Origin of the sequence: Ornithinimicrobium humiphilum (genome assembly GCF_006716885.1) — a bacterium.
Lineage (GTDB): Bacteria > Actinomycetota > Actinomycetes > Actinomycetales > Dermatophilaceae > Ornithinicoccus > Ornithinicoccus humiphilus.
Genome location: NZ_VFPU01000001.1, coordinates 1,394,653 through 1,413,377 on the forward strand (window position 1 = coordinate 1,394,653; position 18,725 = coordinate 1,413,377).

Genomic DNA, 18,725 nt, shown 5'->3' on the forward strand with positions numbered 1-18,725 from the left:
CTGGTGCCGCAGGGGTGGGCGGAGCGGTGGCAGGAGCGTCGGGCACGTCGGGCCGGGATCCGTGGGCCCCGGGCGTGGCGCCGCGCGCTGCTCGGCTGGGGGAGCGCCGTCGTGGTGCTCGCCGCCGCGCTGGTCTTCCTCTTCTTCTACTCGGCCGCGTTCACCGTCGAGACCGTCCGCGTGTCGGGCGCCGAGGGTGAGGTCGCCCAGAGCGTGGAGCGTCTCGCCAACATCCCCAACGGCCGGCCGCTCGCCCGCGTGTCGGGCGCGCAGGTGAGCAAGCGGGTGCTGGGCAACGAGCTGCGGGTGCGCAGCATCGAGGTCAAGCGGTCGTGGCCGTCGACGATCACCTACGAGGTCGAGCTGCGCGAGCCCGCGCTGGCGCTGCGGCAGAACAAGGCCATCTGGCTGGCCGATGCGAACGGCGTCGCCTACGACCAGGTCGAGAAGACGCCGAAGGGCGTGCCCACGATCAGCGTGTCGCAGGACCCGCAGACCATCGCCCCGGAGACCGTGCTGGGCCTGGGTGAGATCTGGAGCCTGCGACCCAAGGCCGACGAGCTCGAGGGCAAGCTGTCGGGGCCGAAATACCACGCCAACGGCACCGTGACGATGACGATCGACCAGGTCACGCTCAAGTGGGGGCAGCCCACCGAGGCGGAGAAGAAGTGGAAGGTCGTCACGGCCCTGCTGGGCCAGGACAGCATCGACCCGCAGGGTGCTATCCCGCAGACCATCGACGTCAGCACGCCCGACACGCCGGTCGTGACCGGCCTGCCACCCGCTCCCCAGGGCTGACGCGGCATACCTCGGTCGAGACCTCGACCCTCGACCTGAAGTCGAGGTTCACGCTCGATGGGCACATGGGGCCCTCCGACTTATGCTCGCGGCACAAGAACTGCACGACTCCTGTCTTCCCCCTCGAAAGGTCCACCGTGTCCGCTGCGCAGAACTACCTGGCCGTCATCAAGGTCGTCGGCATCGGCGGTGGTGGCGTCAATGCCATCAACCGGATGATCGAGGTCGGCCTCAAGGGTGTTGAGTTCATCGCCATCAACACCGACGCCCAGGCCCTGCTCATGAGCGACGCCGACGTCAAGCTCGACGTGGGCCGCGAGCTCACCCGCGGCCTCGGCGCCGGCGCCGACCCCGAGGTGGGCCGTCGGGCCGCCGAGGACCACCAGGAGGAGATCGAGGAGGCGCTGCGCGGCGCCGACATGGTCTTCGTCACCGCGGGTGAGGGTGGCGGCACCGGCACCGGTGGTGCGCCGGTCGTGGCCAAGATCGCCAAGTCGCTGGGTGCGCTGACCATCGGTGTCGTGACCCGTCCGTTCACCTTCGAGGGTCGCCGTCGCGCCAACCAGGCCGAGTCCGGCATCGCGACGCTGCGCGAAGAGGTCGACACCCTCATCGTCATCCCCAACGACCGGCTGCTGTCGATCTCCGACCGCTCGGTCAGCATGCTCGACGCCTTCCGCAGCGCCGACCAGGTGCTGCTCTCCGGTGTCCAGGGCATCACCGACCTCATCACCACGCCGGGTCTGATCAACCTTGACTTCGCCGACGTGAAGTCGGTCATGCAGGGCGCCGGCTCGGCGCTCATGGGCATCGGCTCGGCGCGCGGCGAGGACCGTGCGGTCCAGGCCGCCGAGCTCGCCATCTCCAGCCCGCTGCTGGAGGCCAGCATCGAGGGTGCGCACGGCGTGCTGCTCTCGGTCCAGGGTGGCTCCGACCTCGGACTGTTCGAGATCAACGAGGCCGCTCGCCTGGTGCAGGAGGCCGCGCACCCCGAGGCCAACATCATCTTCGGTGCGGTCATCGACGACTCCCTCGGCGACGAGGTGCGCGTCACGGTCATCGCGGCCGGCTTCGACGGCGGCGCCCCGATGCAGCGCGACAACGACCGCGCGCTGGGGCAGGTGCAGCCGGGTGGCGCCTCCCGCCCGCAGCAGCAGGCCCAGCAGCCCGCTGCGGCCCAGCAGGCGCCGGCGCGCCCCGTGGGTGCCCCCGCGACAGCCCAGGGCCACCAGCCGGCCGCGCAGGCCGTCGACGCGGATCGGACGGCCACCGTGCCGCCGCCGGCGCAGGCCGCCCCGCAGCGCCCCGTGCAGCAGCGCCCGGTGCAGCCGCCGCGCCAGGTGACGTTCGAGGACGAGGGCGACGACCTCGACGTGCCTGACTTCCTGAAGTAAGCAGCTCCCGCACGACCCGACGAGGGCCCGGCCGCCGACAAGGCGGCCGGGCCCTCGTCGCATGCGTTGCAGGGCTTGGGAGGTGGGGTCGCTCGAGGTGCTGTCCAAGCTCGGACCAACGTTCAACAAAGGTAAAGCAACGGTAAAGGCGCAGGTCACACGCGCGTAAAGCGTTTAGTAGTTTAAACGCCAATGTGGCCTCGATCACCTCTTGAAGCCTTGTGTCAGTACTGGTGGGTAGGCATGCTGAGGGTGGCTGGATCGGGGTCAGCGCCCCGGGCCGGTTTCCCCGTTGAAATCGTGCGTACGGTCCCGTAGGGGGGATCAGCACTCGTTCGTGAAGGAGCCATCATGGCTGCTGTTTTCTATGCCCTCTCCACCCTGAAGGCCAAGCTCGCCGAGGCCGACAAGGAGCGCGGTGCGACCGCGGTTGAGTACGGCGTCATCGTCGCCCTCATTTCCGTCGTGATCATCCTCGCCCTGGTCACCCTGGTGCCGGGTGTGCAGACTGCCATCTCCAACGCTGTGACCCAGCTCGGCCTTCCCGCCCCCGCTGGTGGTGGCGCTGGCTCGTGATCGGCCGCTAATGGCTTGACGTGGTGGGCGCCTTTCATTCAGGCGCCCACCACGCTGCACTGAGGGTCGGATGCCCGACTAGGGCGTGATGGGCGGAGGGGTGATGGGGTCGAATCGTGACAAGGGGGCGGCAGCCGTGGAGTTCGCTTTTGTCTCCCTACTGCTGATCACACTTCTGTTTGGCATCCTCGACGGAGGCCGACTGTTTCTTATTCAGTCAGCCCTTTCCCATGCCGCGCGCGAAGGGGCGCGCGAGATGGCCATCCACAACAACCGAAGCGGTGCGGAAGACGTCATCAGGAACTACCCGGGAGCGCTGGGGGCAGTGATCATGCCGTCTGTGACTCCTTCGAACTGTACGGAGGGGAACACGGTCGTGGCCCAAGCTGCCTCTACTGTTCGCACGCTGACAGGTTTCAATGTTCCGCTGACGGGAGAGGCCAGGATGCGATGCGGAGGCTGAGCCTCGTGCGGGCCGACCGCGAGAAGGGGGCTGTCGCGATCGTCGTGGCCCTGGTTATGACACTTCTGCTGCTGTGTCTCGGCATTGCCATCGACCTGGGTGCCTCCTACTGGAAGCGACAGGAGTTACAGAATGGCGCGGACGCCGCAGCTCTCGCGCTGGCTCAGGGAGTGGCTCCAGGGGCCTGCGTGCCGGACAGCGTGACGGCGACGTCGTGGGTGCAAGGGAACGTCCGCAACGACGTCATCGCGACAGGAACGGCGACATGTCTGGCAGTCAACAAAGTTTCGGTCAGAGCAGCCACCGTGCAGCAGCACTGGTTCCTGCCCATTATGGGACGTGGTAGCAGCGACATCGCCGCGGATGCCACCGTGATGTGGGGAGTGCCGATCGCTGGTGAGGCCTCCTTGCCCATCGCAATCTCTGAGTGTTCCTTCCTCCACCGCGTCGATGGTGTCGACGTGCCGATCGATGGCAATATCACGATCTGGATGGATCACCCGAGCGATCCCTTCGGGGATGCTTGTCACGAGGCGTACCCCGACGGAGGTTTCGGTTGGTTGAAGACCGTAGGTGGCAAGTGTGCAGCGCGAATCGACATCGCGGCCGATGGGACAGGTGGTGTTGGATACTCCAAGACTGGGACGCCGCAGCCGGACGAGTGCCAACCTGACAATTCGTTCAAGCGTGCCGTGTTGAGTGGTGAGCCGGTCCTCATCCCGATATTCGATGTCGCTCCGGGTGGTGGGAATGGGGCGCCTATCAGCATCTCGCGTTTTGCGGCATTTATTTTGCGGGGGTACGACATTCATAACAAGCTCGGTGCGTACCCAGCGTCTGGAATATGTGGAACGAAGCCTTCATCCGAACTGAAGAGCTGTCTGTACGGTGAGTTTGTCGAATATCTGTCGTTCGAGGCGGGGATGGAGCTCGTTGCTCCTAAGCCGGGCGACCAGACCTACGTAATCAAGATGACGGACTGAGGGGGGCCAAGTGCTCAAGCGGGTATTGGGAGCGGTCGCTGCCTTGGCGCTGGCTGCTGTCGGTGTGGCCCTAGTCGTGGCCTACGCCAACGGGGCTGACAAGCGCGCGCTCGAGGGGATGGAAACAGTAGACGTGCTTGTCGCCAAAGAAGCGATAGCCGAGGGGACTCCGGCCGAGGAGCTTGCTGACCTCGTCGATGTCGAACAAGTGCCTCTGCGATTTGCTGTGTCCGGTGGCGTTGACTCCCTTGAAGACTTGGCGGGACGAATCTTGACTGCTTCCCTGGTTGCAGGAGAGCAGGTGAGCGCCGCCCGCTTCGCCACGCCTGAGGAAATTCGTGCTGCCGGCCAGTTCACGCTGCCGGATGAGGCGGCGGACTTGCATCGGATCACCATCCCTCTGGATGCGCCGCGCGCAGTGGGTGGGTACATCGCACCGGGAGACACGGTCGGTGTGTTTGTCTCCCTGGATCCCGCGGACGGCGGTCCAGACGCCGCGGCCGCCGAGGAAGGCGACGTGCAGAACTCGCCTAGTAGCGACGAGTTCGTCGCTGGGTCCGGAGGGATGACTCACCTTGAACTGCACAAGGTCTTGGTGACGGCAGTGGAAGGTAGTCGGGTGACTACCGCGGGTGACGGGGAGGGTGAGCAAGCCTCAGGAGGGACCGTGTTGGTCACCCTAGCGCTGGCGGCCGCCGACGCCGAAAAGCTTGTTTATGCCATGGAGTTCGGCACCGTCTGGCTTTCCCTTGAGCCTGAGTCTGCGAGCGAGGATGACACGAAGGTTGTGGTCACGCTGATGCCACGGCGGGCCAGCGAGCTGAGGGACGTGTTCGAGTGAGCTCCGTGATCCTGGCCAGTGCCTCGACCGACCTGGCCCGTCGTGTACGTCTGGCGACAGGCGACGACCTCTTCGTGCTAGCGCCAGAGCAGGTTCCGGCCGGGCCTGCCCAGTTGCTCGCGCTCGCCCAGGGGTCCGGACAGGTGCGCGCTGTGGTTATCGACGTGACTGCGAGCGCTTCTGCCGACTCGGCGCTCGGGCTGACCGAGCGTTTCCAGGAACAGTTTCCTCATGTGGCCGTCGTCATCGTGACGAATGCTCCAGACGAACTGGCTCTGCCGGCACTGCGCGCTGGTGCGCGAGACCTCATGGAGCCGTCCCTTCCCGTCGAAGAGATCCGATGGGTCCTCCGTCGCGCGGTGGAGACGCGCGTTGGTCAGGGCACCGTTGACTCCTTGGACGAGCAGGTTGTTGCCGGTCGAGTCATTACGGTTGCTTCGCCCAAGGGAGGGGTGGGCAAGACGACGATCGCCACGAACCTCGCGGTCGGGCTCGCGGGCCAATCACCGCAGGGGACGGTCCTTGTCGACCTGGATATCCAGTTCGGCGACGTGGCTGCTGCCCTTGACCTTGAACCGACCTACACGCTGGCGGATGCGGTCCTTGGTGCAGGGTTACGCGATGTCATGGGCTTGAAGACCCTGCTGACGCGGCACGATTCCGGCCTGCATGTCTTGTGCGGGGTGCTCTCACCTGCCGAGGCGGACCACGTGACAGCCGGCCACGTCAGCACGATCATCAACCTGCTCAAGAGCGAGTTCCGCTACGTGGTGCTCGACACCGCCCCCGGGCTTGGCGAGCACACGTTGGCGGCCTTGGACCACACGACCGATCTCCTGCTCGTCACCAGCCTGGATGTCCCCGGTGTGCGGGGCCTGCGGAAGGAGCTCGAGCTGCTCGACGAGCTCGATCTCCCCCCGGCGACGCGCCACGTTGTCGTTAACATGGCTGAGCGGGGCACCGGACTCACTGTCGCGGACGTCGAGGCGACGATCGATCGAAAGATCGACTTCTCTTTTCCCCGATCGCCCAAATTCCTCATGTCCACCAATCGCGGTAAGCCTCTCCTCGAAGAGCGAGGACGAGACCGGATCACCAAAGACCTCGAGGCGATGGTGACCCGGTTCAGTCCCATTGCTGTAGGCACGCCCCAGACGCGTCGGCGCGCTCGGCATCGGGGGGTGGCCCTGTGAGCCTGTCTGATCGGTTGGCTGCCTCTAAGCCCGGGCCCCGGCACGCTGAGGGCCGGGCGCCCACGCAACCGGAACTACCTGCCAGTATTGGCTCGTTTTCTCACGACGTGAGTGACGGGGGAGCGGCAGCAGGGCCGCAGGGATACGTTGACGCTCCAGCCGCAACCCAAGTGCGCATCACGGACGCCTTGGCCAAGATTAAAGCTGACGCGCGAGAGCAGCTCTTCACCCGGCTTGGCGCACGGCTCAGCGACACGTCGTTGGACGAGGAGCAACTTCACGAGCTGGTCCGCCGCGAACTGACTCAGTTGGTCGCTGCTACGGAGACCCCGCTCAAGTCGGACGAGCGCCGCCGGCTGATCAAGGAGGTCACGGACGACGTCCTCGGTCACGGTCCGTTGCAGTCGCTGCTGGATGACGACAGCGTCACCGAGATCATGGTGAACGGTCCCCAGAACGTCTATGTCGAACGGGCTGGGCGACTGAGCCGGGTGCCCGTCGAGTTCGCCTCCGAGGAGCACCTGCGGCGCGTCATCGAGCGTATCGTCGGGCGCGTGGGGCGCCGGATCGATGAGTCTTCGCCACTCGTCGACGCCCGTCTTGAGGATGGTTCCCGGGTCAACGCCATCATCCCGCCCTTAGCATTTAGCGGATCGACGTTGACGATTCGCAAGTTCGGCAAGAAGCCGCTCCAGGTGCAGGACCTCATCGACAACCAGAGCCTGTCACCTCAGATGGTGGAGATGCTCAGCGCGTGCGTCGAAGCCAAGCTGAACATCTTGGTGTCCGGAGGTACCGGCACGGGCAAAACCACGCTTCTCAATGTCCTGTCCTCCTTCATTCCGGCGGACGAGCGCATCGTCACGATCGAGGACGCAGTCGAATTGCAGCTCCAGCAGGAGCACATCGTTCGCCTAGAGGCCCGGCCGCGGAACATCGAGGGCCGTGGTGAGGTTACGATTCGTGACCTCGTCCGCAACTCCCTCCGTATGAGGCCTGACCGAATTATCGTCGGAGAGGTTCGCGGCGGGGAGAGCCTGGACATGCTCCAAGCCATGAACACAGGCCATGAAGGATCGCTCTCCACGCTGCACGCCAACTCCCCTCGAGACGCGGTGGCCCGGTTGGAGACGATGGTTCTCATGGCGGGCATGGATCTGCCACTCCGAGCGATTCGCGAGCAGATCGCCTCGGCCATCGACGTTATCGTCCATCTGTCACGTCTTCGTGACGGAACCCGTCGAGTCACCCACGTGACCGAGGTGCAGGGTATGGAGGGTGACGTGATCACGCTCCAGGACGCCTTCACCTTCGACTTCCACGCAGGTGTGGATGCGAACGGCCGCTTCCGTGGCACCACCCGGGCAACCGGCGTCCGCCCCCAGTTCAGTGATCGCATCATCGACCAGGGGATTCCGCTGCCAGCAGGCATCTTCGAGGCACCGGCTAGCCGGGGGCGTCGATGAACGTGCTCTCGACACTCGGGGGCGACCAGACGACCGTGTGGTGGGCTGCTGCTGCCGTGGTGGTCTCGATCTGTCTCGCCGCCTGGGTCATGCTCGTTCCCTCGCGCGCAATCCCGGCGTCCCGCCGTAGGCCGGGAGTAGACGCGAGGCCCAGCGCCCTCACTCGCGCTGCTGACTCCAGTCTCGGCGTCATCGAGAAAGTGCTCCGGAGACGGGGCCGCGTTGAGCCCATGAGCCAGCGGCTCGAGCTAGCCGGCATCAGGCGCACGGTGCCCGAGTTCACGCTGCTGGTGGGCGCGGCCATGCTGGCAGGCGCCGCGCTGGGCGCCGCCCTAAGCGGGGTCATCCTCGCCGTCATGATGGGTGCTCTGGTGCTGATGGGGAGCATCGTCTACGTGTCGGTGCAGATCAGCAGGCGCCGCTCCGCCTTCGCGGACCAACTGGACGACCTGGTCCAACTGCTGGGCAGCAACCTGCGCGCTGGGCACAGCGTGCTCCAGGCCATGGATTCCCTCGCTCGGGAACTCGACGACCCCGCAGCCAGCGAGATCGCACGGGTAGTCAACCAAGTACGTGTCGGCCGGGACTTCGGCGGGGTGCTCGAGGACGCGGCCGAGCGGATGGAGAGTGACGACTTTCGGTGGATCGCCCAGGCGATTGCGATTCAACGCCAGGTCGGAGGGAACCTGGCCGAGGTCATGGACACGGTCGGCGAGACGATCAGGGAACGCAACGCGATTCGAAGGCAGGTGCGTTCCTTGTCTGCGGAGGGCAAGCTCTCTGCCTACATCCTCGTGGGCCTCCCGATTGCCGTCGCGCTGATTCTGCAGATCATCAACCCGGGCTACATGACGATCCTGACCGAGAGCCTTTTCGGTTGGTTCATGATCGTCACGGCCGTCACCATGCTGGCTCTCGGATCGTTCTGGATGAGCCGCATCATCAAGATCAAGTTCTGAGGAGCGTCGTGAACGGTGTTTCGCTGCCACTCCTTATCGCCGCGGCGTGTGTAGCAGTGGCCCTCCCACTCTTGACCTATTCCTTCACCATCGACGCCAACTCGACGCGCCGGGGCACTCTTCGCAACCTTCAGCGCGGTCTCGAGGAGGCGCAGAAGTCAGGCGCCGCCCCGCAGGAGGCGCGGGGAACGATGGGGAAGGCCGCCTACAGGCTCACACCCGGCGCGTCCATCCGCTGGATCGACGCCTTGCTGGCACGTGCAGGCCGTCCGGCGGCCTGGCCGCTCGAACGTGTGCTGGTGACTAAGCTGGTTCTAAGCGTCGGGATGGCAACGGTCGTCACACTCTTCGTGCTTCGGGATCCCAGCCCTAGGCTGGTCGCCCTGGCCATCGTGGGTGCGCTCTTGGCCTGGGGGGCGCCCGAGCTCATCCTGTGGGGGCGGGGCCAGGAGAGACGACAGCTCATTCAGCTCAGTCTCCCGGACGCGATGGACCAGTTGTCCATCGCAGTCGAGGCCGGCCTCGGTTTCGAGGCCGCACTTTCCCACGTGGCAAGGCACGGCACGGGGCCCCTGTCGGAGGAACTCATCCGTACTTTGCAGGACATCCAAGTAGGTGTGCCACGGCGCCTCGCCTATGAGGACCTAGCGGAGCGCACCCAAGTCCAGGATCTGGGCCGGTTCGTTCGCGCGATCAATCAGGCAGAGGCCAACGGCATCTCGGTGGGACGGGTCCTCAACACGCAGGCTCGAGAGATGCGGCTCAAGCGGCGCCAGCTGGCCGAGGAGAAGGCCATGAAGATTCCGGTGAAGGTGGTCTTCCCCCTGACCCTCCTCATCCTGCCCGTCCTTTTCATCGTCATCATGGGGCCAGCTGTGCTCAACGCCCTGGCGATGTTCTAACCAACCACTGCTTGCTGATCTCAGGAGGAACCGTGCCACTTGGACCGGAGGATGTCGTCAGGAAGTCCTTCAAGACGTCGGTGTTCCGACGGGGTTACGACGAGGCGGAGGTTGACGCCTTCCTCGAGGAGATCGTCGCCGATCTGCGGCGTCGTGAGGCCGAGCGTGACGAGCTGCTCGCCGAGCTTCAACGTCCGCGCTCCGTCGGAGAGGTTGAGACCGAGCGCGTCGTCCGTGAGCGGGAGCAACTTGACCTGATCCGGAACGAACGCCAAGAGCTCGTCAGCGAGCTGGGCGGGCTGCAGTCACAACTGACGGCCGCCCGGAAAGAAGTCGCGCAGGCGGAGGGCCGTGTGGCGCAGGCCACCGCCGCGCAGCAGGACGCGGAGACCCGCCGTGAGCAGGCTGAAGCGACTCTGGCCACGTTGGAGGAGAAGGTGGCCCGCGCGCAGGCCGTGCACGACGATCTCCGTGGCGCCTTCGACACACTGGTCGCCGAACTGCGGGCTCTGCGCACGGAAGCCGAAATTCGTGCAAAGGACATCCTCGGGATCGAGCCGGGGCAGCCCGCCGGGAACCCGACGGACGACCTCGACGTCATCGGCCGCCTGGCGCGCAGCATCCACGACCAGCACGTCTCCGCCGCAGAGGCGGAGGCTGCCCGACTGCGAGAAGGTACGCAGGCCGAGGTCGACGCGATGCGCACCAGCGCGATGGCGCAGGCCGAGGAGGTGCGCGCGACCGCCCAGGCAGAGGCCGACATGGTGCTCGCCGACGCCGCGGCGGAGCAGGAGCGGGTGCTGAGCGAGGCGAGGACCGAGGCCGACCGCTTGCTGGCGGACGCCGACACCCGGCAGGCCGAGGTGACGCAGTCCGCCAAGCGCCTGCTCACGACCGCGCAGCAGGAGAGCCGGCAGATCGCCGCGGCGGCGCAGGCCGAGCACGACCGGCTCATCGCGGAGGCCGAGGAGGAGCGAGCCGGCATTCTGGCCGACCTCCAGGCCCGCCGCGAGCTGCTCGAGCACCGGATCACCGAGCTCGACCGCCAGCAGGGGGAGTACCGCGACCGGCTCCGCCAGCTGGTGCAGCAGCAGCTCGCCGGCCTGGACGACGAGAGCTGGCGCGTGGCCGCGCCCACCGCGTCGGACGTGGAGTCCCCGGCGGTACCCTGACCAGGTGTTCTGGTGGCGGGAGAGGATCGAGCCGAGCGGCGCGGAGTATGGCGTCGAGTGGGCGATCACCGACCGCCGGGGCGGGTCGAGCCAGGAGCCGTTCGACGAGCTCAACCTGGCCCGGCACGTCGGTGACCTCGACGAGGCGGTGACGACCAACAGGCACCGCCTGGCGCACGAGCTGGGCCTGCGGCTGGCCGACCTGCGCTTCATGGACCAGGTCCACGGCTGCGACGTCGCCGTGACCCCGGGCACGGGGGAGGCCGAACCGACGGAGGATGCCGTGCCGCCCTCCGTCGACGGCCTGATCTCGGGCCGCACCGATGAGGCCCTCGTGGTCATGGTGGCCGACTGCGTGCCGGTGCTCCTCGTCGACCGCGTCGAAGGCTTCGTCGCTGCCGTGCATGCGGGCCGTCCGGGCATGGTGTCGGGAGTCGTCCCCGCGACCCTCGCCCGGATGCGCGAGCTCGGCGCACGCGACCTCGAAGCCCTCGTCGGACCGTCGGTCTGCGGGCGTTGCTACGAGGTCCCGGCCGACATGAGGGACGCCGCCGCGGCGGTCGAGCCCGTGAGCGCCGCTGTCACCTGGACCGGTACGCCCGCCATCGACCTGGCCTCGGGCGTCGTCGAGCAGCTCGTGCGCGAGGGGGTCTCGGTGCGCTGGCTGCCCGGCTGCACCAAGGAGGATCCGGACCTCTACTCCTACCGGCGCGACGGGCAGACCGGCCGCTTCGTCGGCGTCGTCCGTCTGCTGGAGCGGGAGCGCGTCGCATGAGCACGGACGCCCGCCGCGAGGAGCTCGCGGCCAACCTCGCCGCCGTGCACGCCCGCATCGACGCCGCCTGCGCCGCCGCCGGGCGCGACCGCGACGAGCTGACGCTCATCGCGGTCACCAAGTTCTTCCCCGCCAGCGACGTCGCCCACCTCGCCGCCCTCGGCGCACGGCACATCGGCGAGAACCGGGACCAGGAGGCCGGCTCCAAGGTCGCCGAGCTCGCCCCTGACGTGCGCGCCCAGCTCACGGTCCACTTCATCGGGCAGCTGCAGACCAACAAGGCCAACCACGTCACCCGGTATGCCGACGTCGTCCAGTCCGTCGACCGGGCCAAGCTCGTGCGGGCGCTGGACCGCGGTGTCGGGCACGCCCTGGACGAGGGGGCACGGCATACCCCGCTCGAGGTGCTGCTCCAGGTGGACCTGGGGGAGGGGGAGGACCGCGGTCGGGGTGGCGCGCTCCCCGAGGACATCCCGGGTCTGGCCGACGCCGTCGCCGGGACCGAGCACCTGCGTCTGCGGGGCCTGATGGCTGTCGCGCCTCTCGGCCTGGACGAGGCCGGTACACGCGCGGCGTTCGAGCGCCTCCGCGCGCTGTCGCAGAGCCTCCGCGCCGACCATCCGGAGTCCACCTGGATCTCCGCCGGCATGAGCGGCGACCTTGAAACTGCTGTGACTTGTGGTGCGACACACCTGCGTGTCGGAACCTCGATCATGGGATCGCGGTTGTAGCGTCGACATCGACCGATCCACCACGGGTGCTAGCCCGTTTCGCACCAAGGAGCTCGCACACATGGCCGGGGCGCTGCGCAAGACCATGGAGTACCTCGGACTCGCCGAGTCCGACGAGCGGTACGACGACTACGACGCCTACGACGACGAGGCTCGTCGCGAGCCGGTCCGCCACGAGGCGCCGGAGGCGCCCGTGCGCGCCGTGCACGACGACGACCGTGGTGCCGAGGTCACCCCCCTTCCGCGGCGCACCCCCGCCAAGCAGGTCGTCCGGGAGCCCCAGATGAGCGAACTCAACCGCATCACCACGATCCACCCGCGGACCTACAACGAGGCCAAGAACATCGGCGAGGCCTTCCGCGGTGGCATCCCGGTGATCATGAACCTCACCGACATGGACGACGCGGACGCCAAGCGCCTGGTCGACTTCGCCGCCGGCCTGGCCTTCGGTCTGCGCGGCTCCATCGAGCGCGTGACCAGCAAGGTCTTCCTGCTGAGCCCGGAGTACGTCGAGGTGGACGGCGGTGTCGAGGCCACGGGGCACAAGGCGCAGGGGCCGTTCAACCAGAGCTGACGTAGCCTTCCTCCCATGGTCGGCCAGATCCTGTCACTCCTGCTCTCGTTCTACATGTTCGTCCTCATCGGACGGCTGGTCTTCGACTGGGTGCAGGTCTTCGCGCGGGACTGGCGGCCCAAGGGCCCGGTGCTGGTGCTGGCCAACGCGATCTACGCGCTGACCGACCCGCCGCTGCGCGCACTGCGCAAGGTGATCCCGCCGCTCCGGCTGGGCGGCATCGCGCTCGACCTGGGCTTCCTCGTGCTCATCATCGCGGTGAGCATGGGCCGCTCGCTGGTCCTGGCCCTGCCCTTCTGAGGGGGCCTCTGGCCTGCTGCTTCGGGCGTGACCGGCGTGCCTGGAGTGCGTTAGAGTTTCGTCCTGCACGTGCACGACCCGCACGTCATCGAGCCTGCCCACGCCGTGATCCGGGCATGCCCGATGACTTCCTGATCGAGGTGAAACATGGCGCTGTCCCCCGAGGACGTCATCAAGAAGAGCTTCAGTGCGACGCACCTGAGGCGAGGCTATGACGAGACCCAGGTCGACGACTTCCTCGACGAGGTGGTCGTCGAGCTGCGCCGACTGATCGCGGAGAACGACTCCCTGCGGTCCGACCTCGAGGACTGCCGAGCCGGCCAGGGGTATGCCGGCGACCAGACCGAGTCCATCCGCCCGGCCGTCATCGGCCAGCGCGACGCCGACCTGGAGGCCGAGCTCGAAGAGCTGCGCGCCCAGGTCGAGGCCGAGCGTGCCGCCGCCGAGGAGGCCCGCCGCGCCGCCGCCGAGGCCGAGCAGCGCCTCGCCGCCGCCGGCGACGCCCCTGCCGTCGAGGACCGCTCCGGCGAGGTCGAGGACCTGCGCCGCCAGCTGGAGGAGTGCCAGGCCGCCCGGGCGCAGGCCGAGGAGCGTGCGCAGACGGCCGAGCAGGCCCATGCCGCGGGCTCGGAGAACGCCGGCGCCGAGGTCGAGGAGCTCCGCTCCCGCGTCGCGGCCGCCGACGAGCGCATCCGTGAGCTCGAGGCCGAGCTGGAGCAGGCCTCCGAGCGTGCCCGCCAGGCCGAGGAGAACGCCGCCCAGGCTGCGCAGGTGGCTCCGGTCGCCGCCGTCGCTCCGGCCGGCGTGCCGGGGGAGGACCCCACCACGATCATCTCGCTGGCCCAGCGCCTGCACGACCAGCACGTCGCCGAGGGCGAGAGCACCCGCAACCGCCTGGTCGAGGAGGGCGAGTCCTACCGCGACCGCGTCGTGGCCGAGGCCGACCAGAAGCGCGAGGAGCTCATCACCGTCGGTCAGCAGACCCACGACCGCCTCGTCGGCGAGGGTCAGGCCAAGCACGACGAGCTGGTGCAGACCGGCCAGCAGACGCACGACCGCCTCGTGGAGGAGGGCCGCGCCAAGCACGACGAGCTCGTCCAGACCGGCCAGCAGACCCACGACTCCCTGGTCGAGGAGGGGCAGCAGGAGCGCCACCGCCTCGTCACCGAGGGTCAGGCCCGCCACGACGAGCTCGTGCAGACCGGTCAGCAAACGCACGACACCCTCGTCAACGAGGGCCAGTCGTCGCGCGACCAGATGATCGGCGAGGCCGAGCAGCACCGCGCCGGCATCCTGCACGACCTCAACACCCAGCAGTCCACGCTCAGCAGCAAGATCAACGAGCTGCAGACCCAGGAGACCGAGCTGCGCGACCGCCTGCGCGCGTTCCTCTCCGACCAGCTCGCCAAGGTCGAGGGCACCGACTGACGGTCCCCGATCGCACGGCGCACGAGGGCGCCCCGGCCACGCGGCCGGGGCGCCCTCGGCGCGTCCGGCGCGACGGTGGCGATTCATCGTTGTCATCGCCGGTCAGGTGGCCTATATTCTCCGCACCATGCCAGACCGGCCCCCGGGCCGGTCGGGTCTTCTGACAGGGGAAGAGAGCCGTAGTGGCCAAGCTTGCGAAGAACACTCCGACCGCCGACCTGCACGCCTCGCTGAGCGTCCGCGAGGACGAGGCGCCCTGGACGGCGGACGAGCTCGCTGAGGTCCGGTCCGAGCTCGAGGCCGACGTGGCCCGTCTCAGCGCCGAGGTGGACGAGGCCGAGCACGACCTCGTCGAGCTGATGCGCAGCTTCGGCGACGGCGCGGGCGACGACCAGGCCGACGCTGGCGCGGCGACCTGGGAGCGCGAGCACGAGCTCTCGCTCACCAACAACGCCAAGGGGCTGCTGATGCAGAGCCTGCACGCGCTGGAGCGCATGGACGCGGGCACCTACGGCGACTGCGAGTCCTGCGGCCGTCCCATCGGCAAGATGCGGCTCCAGGCCTTCCCCCGTGCGACCCTATGCATGACATGCAAGCAGAAGCAGGAACGCCGCTGACCCCCAGCCGCCCCAGACGCACCCTCGTCGTCCTCGGCCTCGCCGCCCTCTGGATCGTCCTCGACCAGCTGACCAAGGTGTGGGCCGAGCGTGCCCTGACCCTCGGCGAGCCCGTCCAGGTCGTCGGCGACCTGCTGCGGCTGCACCTCATCTACAACTCGGGCGCGGCGTTCTCCCTGGGCACCGGCTCGACAGGTGTCCTCACAGTCGTGGCCTCGATCATCGTCGTGCTCATCGTGTGGCAGGCGTTCAAGGTGCGCAGCCTGCCGTGGGCGGTCGCCCTCGGTCTGCTGCTCGGCGGTGCGCTGGGCAACCTCGTCGACCGGTTCTTCCGCGCCCCGGGGGTCGGCGTGGGGCACGTCGTCGACTTCCTGCGCCTGCCCAACTTCCCGATCTTCAACGTGGCCGACATCGGCGTGACGACGGCCGCCTGCCTCATCGCCCTGCTCGCGCTGCGGGGCTTCCACCCCGACGGCACGCGCGACTCCGACAAGGCCGAGGCCTACCCGACGCGGGAGGAGCAGGACGCGGCCACGCCGCATACCTCTCCCACGCAGGGCGACCCGACGGAGGGCACCCGATGAGCGAGTCCCGCACCTTCATGATCCCCGACGGGCTGGCGGGCGAGCGCATCGACGCGGCCCTCGCCCGGCTGCTCGGCCTGTCCCGCTCCAAGGCCGCCGACCTCGCCGCCAACGGCCACGTGACCCAGGACGGCCGCGTCGTCGGCAAGTCCGACCGCGTCGTGGCCGGCAGCTGGGTCGAGGTCGTGCTGCCGCCGGTCGGCCCGCCGCCCGGGCTCGAGGTCATCGCGGAGCCCGTCGAGGGCATGCGCATCGTCCACGACGACAGCGAGATCGTCGTCGTCGACAAGCCGGCCGAGGTGGCCGCCCACCCGAGCGTGGGCTGGTCGGGCCCGACCGTCGTCGGCGGTCTGGCCGCCGCCGGCTACCGCATCTCCACCTCCGGCGCCCCGGAGCGGCAGGGCATCGTCCAGCGCCTCGACGTCGGCACCTCCGGCCTCATGGTCGTGGCCAAGTCCGAGCGCGCCTACACCGTGCTCAAGCAGGCCTTCCGCGACCGCACGGTCGACAAGACCTACCACGCGCTGGTGCAGGGCCTCCCCGACCCGCACGAGGGCACCATCGACGCCCCGATCGGGCGTCACCCGGGCCACGACTACCGCTTCGCGGTGCGTCGTGACGGCCGCCCGAGCATCACGCACTACGAGCTGCTCGAGGCCCACCGGTCGGCCAGCCTGATGGAGATCCACCTCGAGACCGGGCGCACGCACCAGATCCGCGTGCACTTCTCGGCCCTCAAGCACCCGTGCTGCGGCGACCTGACCTACGGCGGCGACCCGACGCTGGCCAAGCGCCTCGGGCTGACCCGGCAGTGGCTGCACGCGGTCAAGCTCGGCTTCCTGCACCCCGGCAGCGGGGCATACGTCGAGTTCGAGTCGCCCTACCCGGCCGACCTGCAGCACGCGCTGGACGTCATCCGCGGCTGAGACCGCGACCCCGGCTCAGGCCGGGGCGACCGTGGCCCGAGTGCGGCGCGCGGCCTCGGCGCGCCGCACGTGGCTGCGGGCGTGCTCCAGCGCGTCCGGGAAGCGGTCGAAGAGGTGCCGTGGGTCGCGCAGGGCCTCGATGACGCCGACCGAGCGCAGCAGGGCCATGTGGCGGCTCGGGACACCCTTGACGAGCACGGTGACGCCCTGCTTCTCCAGCGAGCGGATGATCTCGGCCAGCGTGTTGGCGCCAGTGGCATCGAGGGTGCGCAGCTGGGAGAAGGCGAGGATGACGACCTCGACGTCGCCGTCGGCACGGACCTCGGCCCGCACCCGCTCGGCGGCCCCGAAGAACATCGAGCCGGTGAGGCGGTAGACCGCGATCCGCGCGTCGGCCGGGTCCGGGTCGCTGTCAATCTCCTCGCGGCGCACCCCGCTGGTGCGGGCGACGGCGCGCAGCGCGAAGACCGCGGCGACCGCGATGCCGAGCTGGACGGCCTCGATGAGGTCGACGAGGACCGTCACGCCCATGGTGAGCAGCAGCACCGCCGCGTCGGAGCGGGTCGCGCGCAGGATGGTGCGGATCTCGCGGTAGGGGATCATGCGGACCGCGGTGAGCATGAGCACGGCGGCCAGCGCGGCGGTGGGGATCCGCGAGACCGGGCCGGACGCCAGGTAGATGACACCCAGCAGCACCAGGGAGTGGGAGATCGCGGCCAGCCGCGTGCGACCGCCGGCCTTGACGTTGACAGCGGTGCGGGCGATGGCGCCGGTGGCGGGGATGCCGCCGAAGGCGCCGGAGGCGAGGCACGCCATACCCTGCCCGACGAGTTCACGGTCGGGGTTGTGGCGCGCGTCGCCGGACAGGTCGACGGCCACCCGGGCGGAGAGCAGCGACTCGATCGCCGAAAGGGCGGCGACCGCGACGGCCGCGGTCAGGAGGGTCTGCAGCACCGCGGGGTCGACCGACGGCAGCGAGGGCATCGGCAGCGAGGAGGGGATCTCGCCGATGCGGGCCAGGGGCAGGTCGAGCACCTCCGCGACGATCGTGACCAGGACGATGGCCAGCAGCGAGGCGGGGATGCGCTCGTCGATGCGAGGGAGCAGCAGCATGAGCAGCACGACCGCGGCGACAGCGGCCAGCGGCCAGACGGCTGCGGACCAGTCCGCGTGCGTCGCGGCCGAGAAGGCGGCCAGCACGGGGCGGGTGCCGGCGCTCGCGGACGGACCCAGGACCAGGGGCACCTGCTGCAGGAAGATGATGACGCCGATGCCGGCGGTGAAGCCCGCGATGACGGGCCAGGGGACCAGCCCGATCAGCTGGCCCAGTCGGAGCACCCCGGCGACGACGAGCAGGAGCCCGGCGAGGATGCCGACGATCGCGAGGGCGCCGACGCCGTGCTCGCCGACGATCGGGACGAGGACGACGGCCATCGCGCCGGTGGGTCCCGACACCTGGACGTTGGAGCCCCCGAAGACGGCGGCCACGATGCCCGCGACCACGGCGGTGACCAGGCCGGCTGCGGCCCCGGCGCCGGAGCTGATGCCGAAGGCGAGGGCCAGGGGGAGCGCGACGATGCCGACGGTGGCACCGGCGACGAGGTCGGCCCGCCAGGTGCGAGGGACGTCGGCGTAGTCGGCGCGCCCCGGCAGCAGGCCGCGCAGGACGGCGGCGGCGCTCACCGGCGGCCGTCCAGGGCGGCGGCGAGGGCGAGCTGCTCCTGCTGGGCGGCGAGGCGGTCGAGGAGGAAGGACCGAGCGACGGTCAGCAGGTCGGCCACCTGCGGGTGGGCCAACTCGTAGTGGACCGCGTTGCCGGCGCGGGTCGAGGTGACCACGTGGTGACGGCGGAGCACGCTCAGGTGCTGGCTGAGCAGGGAGGGCTCGACGTCGAGGACCGCGAGGATGTCGCTGACCGCGCACGGGCCGTCGGCGGCGACGAGGATCTCGAGGATGCGCACCCGGGCGGGGTGGGCGAGGGCCTTGAAGAGGTTGGCCTTGATCTCGTAGAGGGGGGCGTCGGTGGCAGAGGTCACGAGGTTC

21 protein-coding genes are annotated in these 18,725 nt (G+C 68.8%); 19 read left to right on the top strand and 2 right to left on the bottom strand.

Annotation, left to right across the window (positions count from 1 at the left end):
* Positions 1 to 3: 3 nt before the first annotated feature.
* The 19 genes from FB476_RS06405 to FB476_RS06495 all read left to right on the top strand — a co-directional run bounded on the left by FB476_RS06405 (position 4) and on the right by FB476_RS06495 (position 16,682).
* Positions 4 to 798 (top strand): cell division protein FtsQ/DivIB, encoded by a 795-nt coding sequence (locus tag FB476_RS06405; RefSeq protein WP_170233549.1) that lies wholly within the window; start codon positions 4 to 6, stop codon positions 796 to 798.
* Positions 799 to 935: 137 nt separating this feature from the next.
* Positions 936 to 2,192, top strand: a complete 1,257-nt coding sequence (gene ftsZ / locus FB476_RS06410) for a cell division protein FtsZ (RefSeq protein WP_141818043.1) — start codon at positions 936 to 938, stop codon at positions 2,190 to 2,192.
* Positions 2,193 to 2,543: 351 nt separating this feature from the next.
* The gene (locus FB476_RS06415) at positions 2,544 to 2,768 is read left to right on the top strand and encodes a Flp family type IVb pilin (RefSeq protein WP_141818044.1); all 225 of its coding nucleotides are present in this window, start codon (positions 2,544 to 2,546) and stop codon (positions 2,766 to 2,768) included.
* 136 nt (positions 2,769 to 2,904) lie between these two features.
* Positions 2,905 to 3,231: a TadE/TadG family type IV pilus assembly protein gene (locus FB476_RS06420; protein ID WP_202876919.1), complete on the top strand. Its 327-nt coding sequence runs from the start codon at positions 2,905 to 2,907 to the stop codon at positions 3,229 to 3,231.
* A 5-nt stretch (positions 3,232 to 3,236) separates the two neighbouring features.
* Positions 3,237 to 4,214 (top strand): pilus assembly protein TadG-related protein, encoded by a 978-nt coding sequence (locus tag FB476_RS06425; protein ID WP_170233550.1) that lies wholly within the window; start codon positions 3,237 to 3,239, stop codon positions 4,212 to 4,214.
* 10 nt (positions 4,215 to 4,224) lie between these two features.
* Positions 4,225 to 5,055 (top strand): Flp pilus assembly protein CpaB, encoded by an 831-nt coding sequence (gene cpaB, locus FB476_RS06430; protein WP_141818046.1) that lies wholly within the window; start codon positions 4,225 to 4,227, stop codon positions 5,053 to 5,055.
* Positions 5,052 to 6,248, top strand: coding sequence for a CpaE/TadZ family protein (locus FB476_RS06435; protein ID WP_141818047.1), 1,197 nt, complete (start codon positions 5,052 to 5,054; stop codon positions 6,246 to 6,248). The genes cpaB and FB476_RS06435 overlap by 4 nt, the downstream gene beginning before the upstream one ends.
* The gene (locus FB476_RS06440; RefSeq protein ID WP_202876920.1) at positions 6,245 to 7,714 is read left to right on the top strand and encodes a TadA family conjugal transfer-associated ATPase; all 1,470 of its coding nucleotides are present in this window, start codon (positions 6,245 to 6,247) and stop codon (positions 7,712 to 7,714) included. The genes FB476_RS06435 and FB476_RS06440 overlap by 4 nt, the downstream gene beginning before the upstream one ends.
* 230 nt (positions 7,715 to 7,944) lie before the next feature.
* Positions 7,945 to 8,673, top strand: a complete 729-nt coding sequence (locus FB476_RS06445; RefSeq protein WP_238329579.1) for a type II secretion system F family protein — start codon at positions 7,945 to 7,947, stop codon at positions 8,671 to 8,673.
* Positions 8,674 to 8,744: 71 nt separating this feature from the next.
* Positions 8,745 to 9,575: a type II secretion system F family protein gene (locus tag FB476_RS06450; protein ID WP_238329580.1), complete on the top strand. Its 831-nt coding sequence runs from the start codon at positions 8,745 to 8,747 to the stop codon at positions 9,573 to 9,575.
* Positions 9,576 to 9,607: 32 nt separating this feature from the next.
* On the top strand, positions 9,608 to 10,747 hold the full coding sequence (locus tag FB476_RS06455; protein WP_170233551.1) for a DivIVA domain-containing protein: 1,140 nt from the start codon (positions 9,608 to 9,610) through the stop codon (positions 10,745 to 10,747).
* A 4-nt stretch (positions 10,748 to 10,751) separates the two neighbouring features.
* The gene (gene pgeF, locus FB476_RS06460) at positions 10,752 to 11,522 is read left to right on the top strand and encodes a peptidoglycan editing factor PgeF (RefSeq protein WP_141818050.1); all 771 of its coding nucleotides are present in this window, start codon (positions 10,752 to 10,754) and stop codon (positions 11,520 to 11,522) included.
* Positions 11,519 to 12,253: a YggS family pyridoxal phosphate-dependent enzyme gene (locus FB476_RS06465; RefSeq protein ID WP_141818051.1), complete on the top strand. Its 735-nt coding sequence runs from the start codon at positions 11,519 to 11,521 to the stop codon at positions 12,251 to 12,253. Before pgeF ends, FB476_RS06465 begins: the two co-directional genes overlap by 4 nt.
* Before the next feature lie 61 nt (positions 12,254 to 12,314).
* Positions 12,315 to 12,827 carry a cell division protein SepF gene (locus FB476_RS06470; RefSeq protein WP_141818052.1) on the top strand — a complete coding sequence of 171 codons (513 nt, stop codon included), beginning with the start codon at positions 12,315 to 12,317 and terminating at the stop codon, positions 12,825 to 12,827.
* Between the two features lie 15 nt (positions 12,828 to 12,842).
* Positions 12,843 to 13,127, top strand: a complete 285-nt coding sequence (locus FB476_RS06475; protein ID WP_141818053.1) for a YggT family protein — start codon at positions 12,843 to 12,845, stop codon at positions 13,125 to 13,127.
* A gap of 147 nt (positions 13,128 to 13,274) precedes the next feature.
* Positions 13,275 to 14,555, top strand: coding sequence for a DivIVA domain-containing protein (locus FB476_RS06480; RefSeq protein WP_141818054.1), 1,281 nt, complete (start codon positions 13,275 to 13,277; stop codon positions 14,553 to 14,555).
* Positions 14,556 to 14,737: 182 nt separating this feature from the next.
* Positions 14,738 to 15,172, top strand: coding sequence for a TraR/DksA family transcriptional regulator (locus FB476_RS06485; protein ID WP_141818055.1), 435 nt, complete (start codon positions 14,738 to 14,740; stop codon positions 15,170 to 15,172).
* Positions 15,145 to 15,756, top strand: coding sequence for a signal peptidase II (gene lspA / locus FB476_RS06490; protein WP_141818056.1), 612 nt, complete (start codon positions 15,145 to 15,147; stop codon positions 15,754 to 15,756). Before FB476_RS06485 ends, lspA begins: the two co-directional genes overlap by 28 nt.
* Positions 15,753 to 16,682: an RluA family pseudouridine synthase gene (locus FB476_RS06495; protein WP_141818057.1), complete on the top strand. Its 930-nt coding sequence runs from the start codon at positions 15,753 to 15,755 to the stop codon at positions 16,680 to 16,682. Before lspA ends, FB476_RS06495 begins: the two co-directional genes overlap by 4 nt.
* Before the next feature lie 15 nt (positions 16,683 to 16,697).
* Here the strand turns inward: FB476_RS06495 and FB476_RS06500 are convergent, their stop codons facing one another.
* Positions 16,698 to 18,365 (bottom strand): SulP family inorganic anion transporter, encoded by a 1,668-nt coding sequence (locus FB476_RS06500; protein ID WP_141818058.1) that lies wholly within the window; start codon positions 18,363 to 18,365, stop codon positions 16,698 to 16,700.
* The gene (locus tag FB476_RS06505; RefSeq protein WP_238329581.1) at positions 18,362 to 18,718 is read right to left on the bottom strand and encodes an ArsR/SmtB family transcription factor; all 357 of its coding nucleotides are present in this window, start codon (positions 18,716 to 18,718) and stop codon (positions 18,362 to 18,364) included. The genes FB476_RS06500 and FB476_RS06505 overlap by 4 nt, the downstream gene beginning before the upstream one ends.
* Between the last annotated feature and the right edge of the window lie 7 nt (positions 18,719 to 18,725).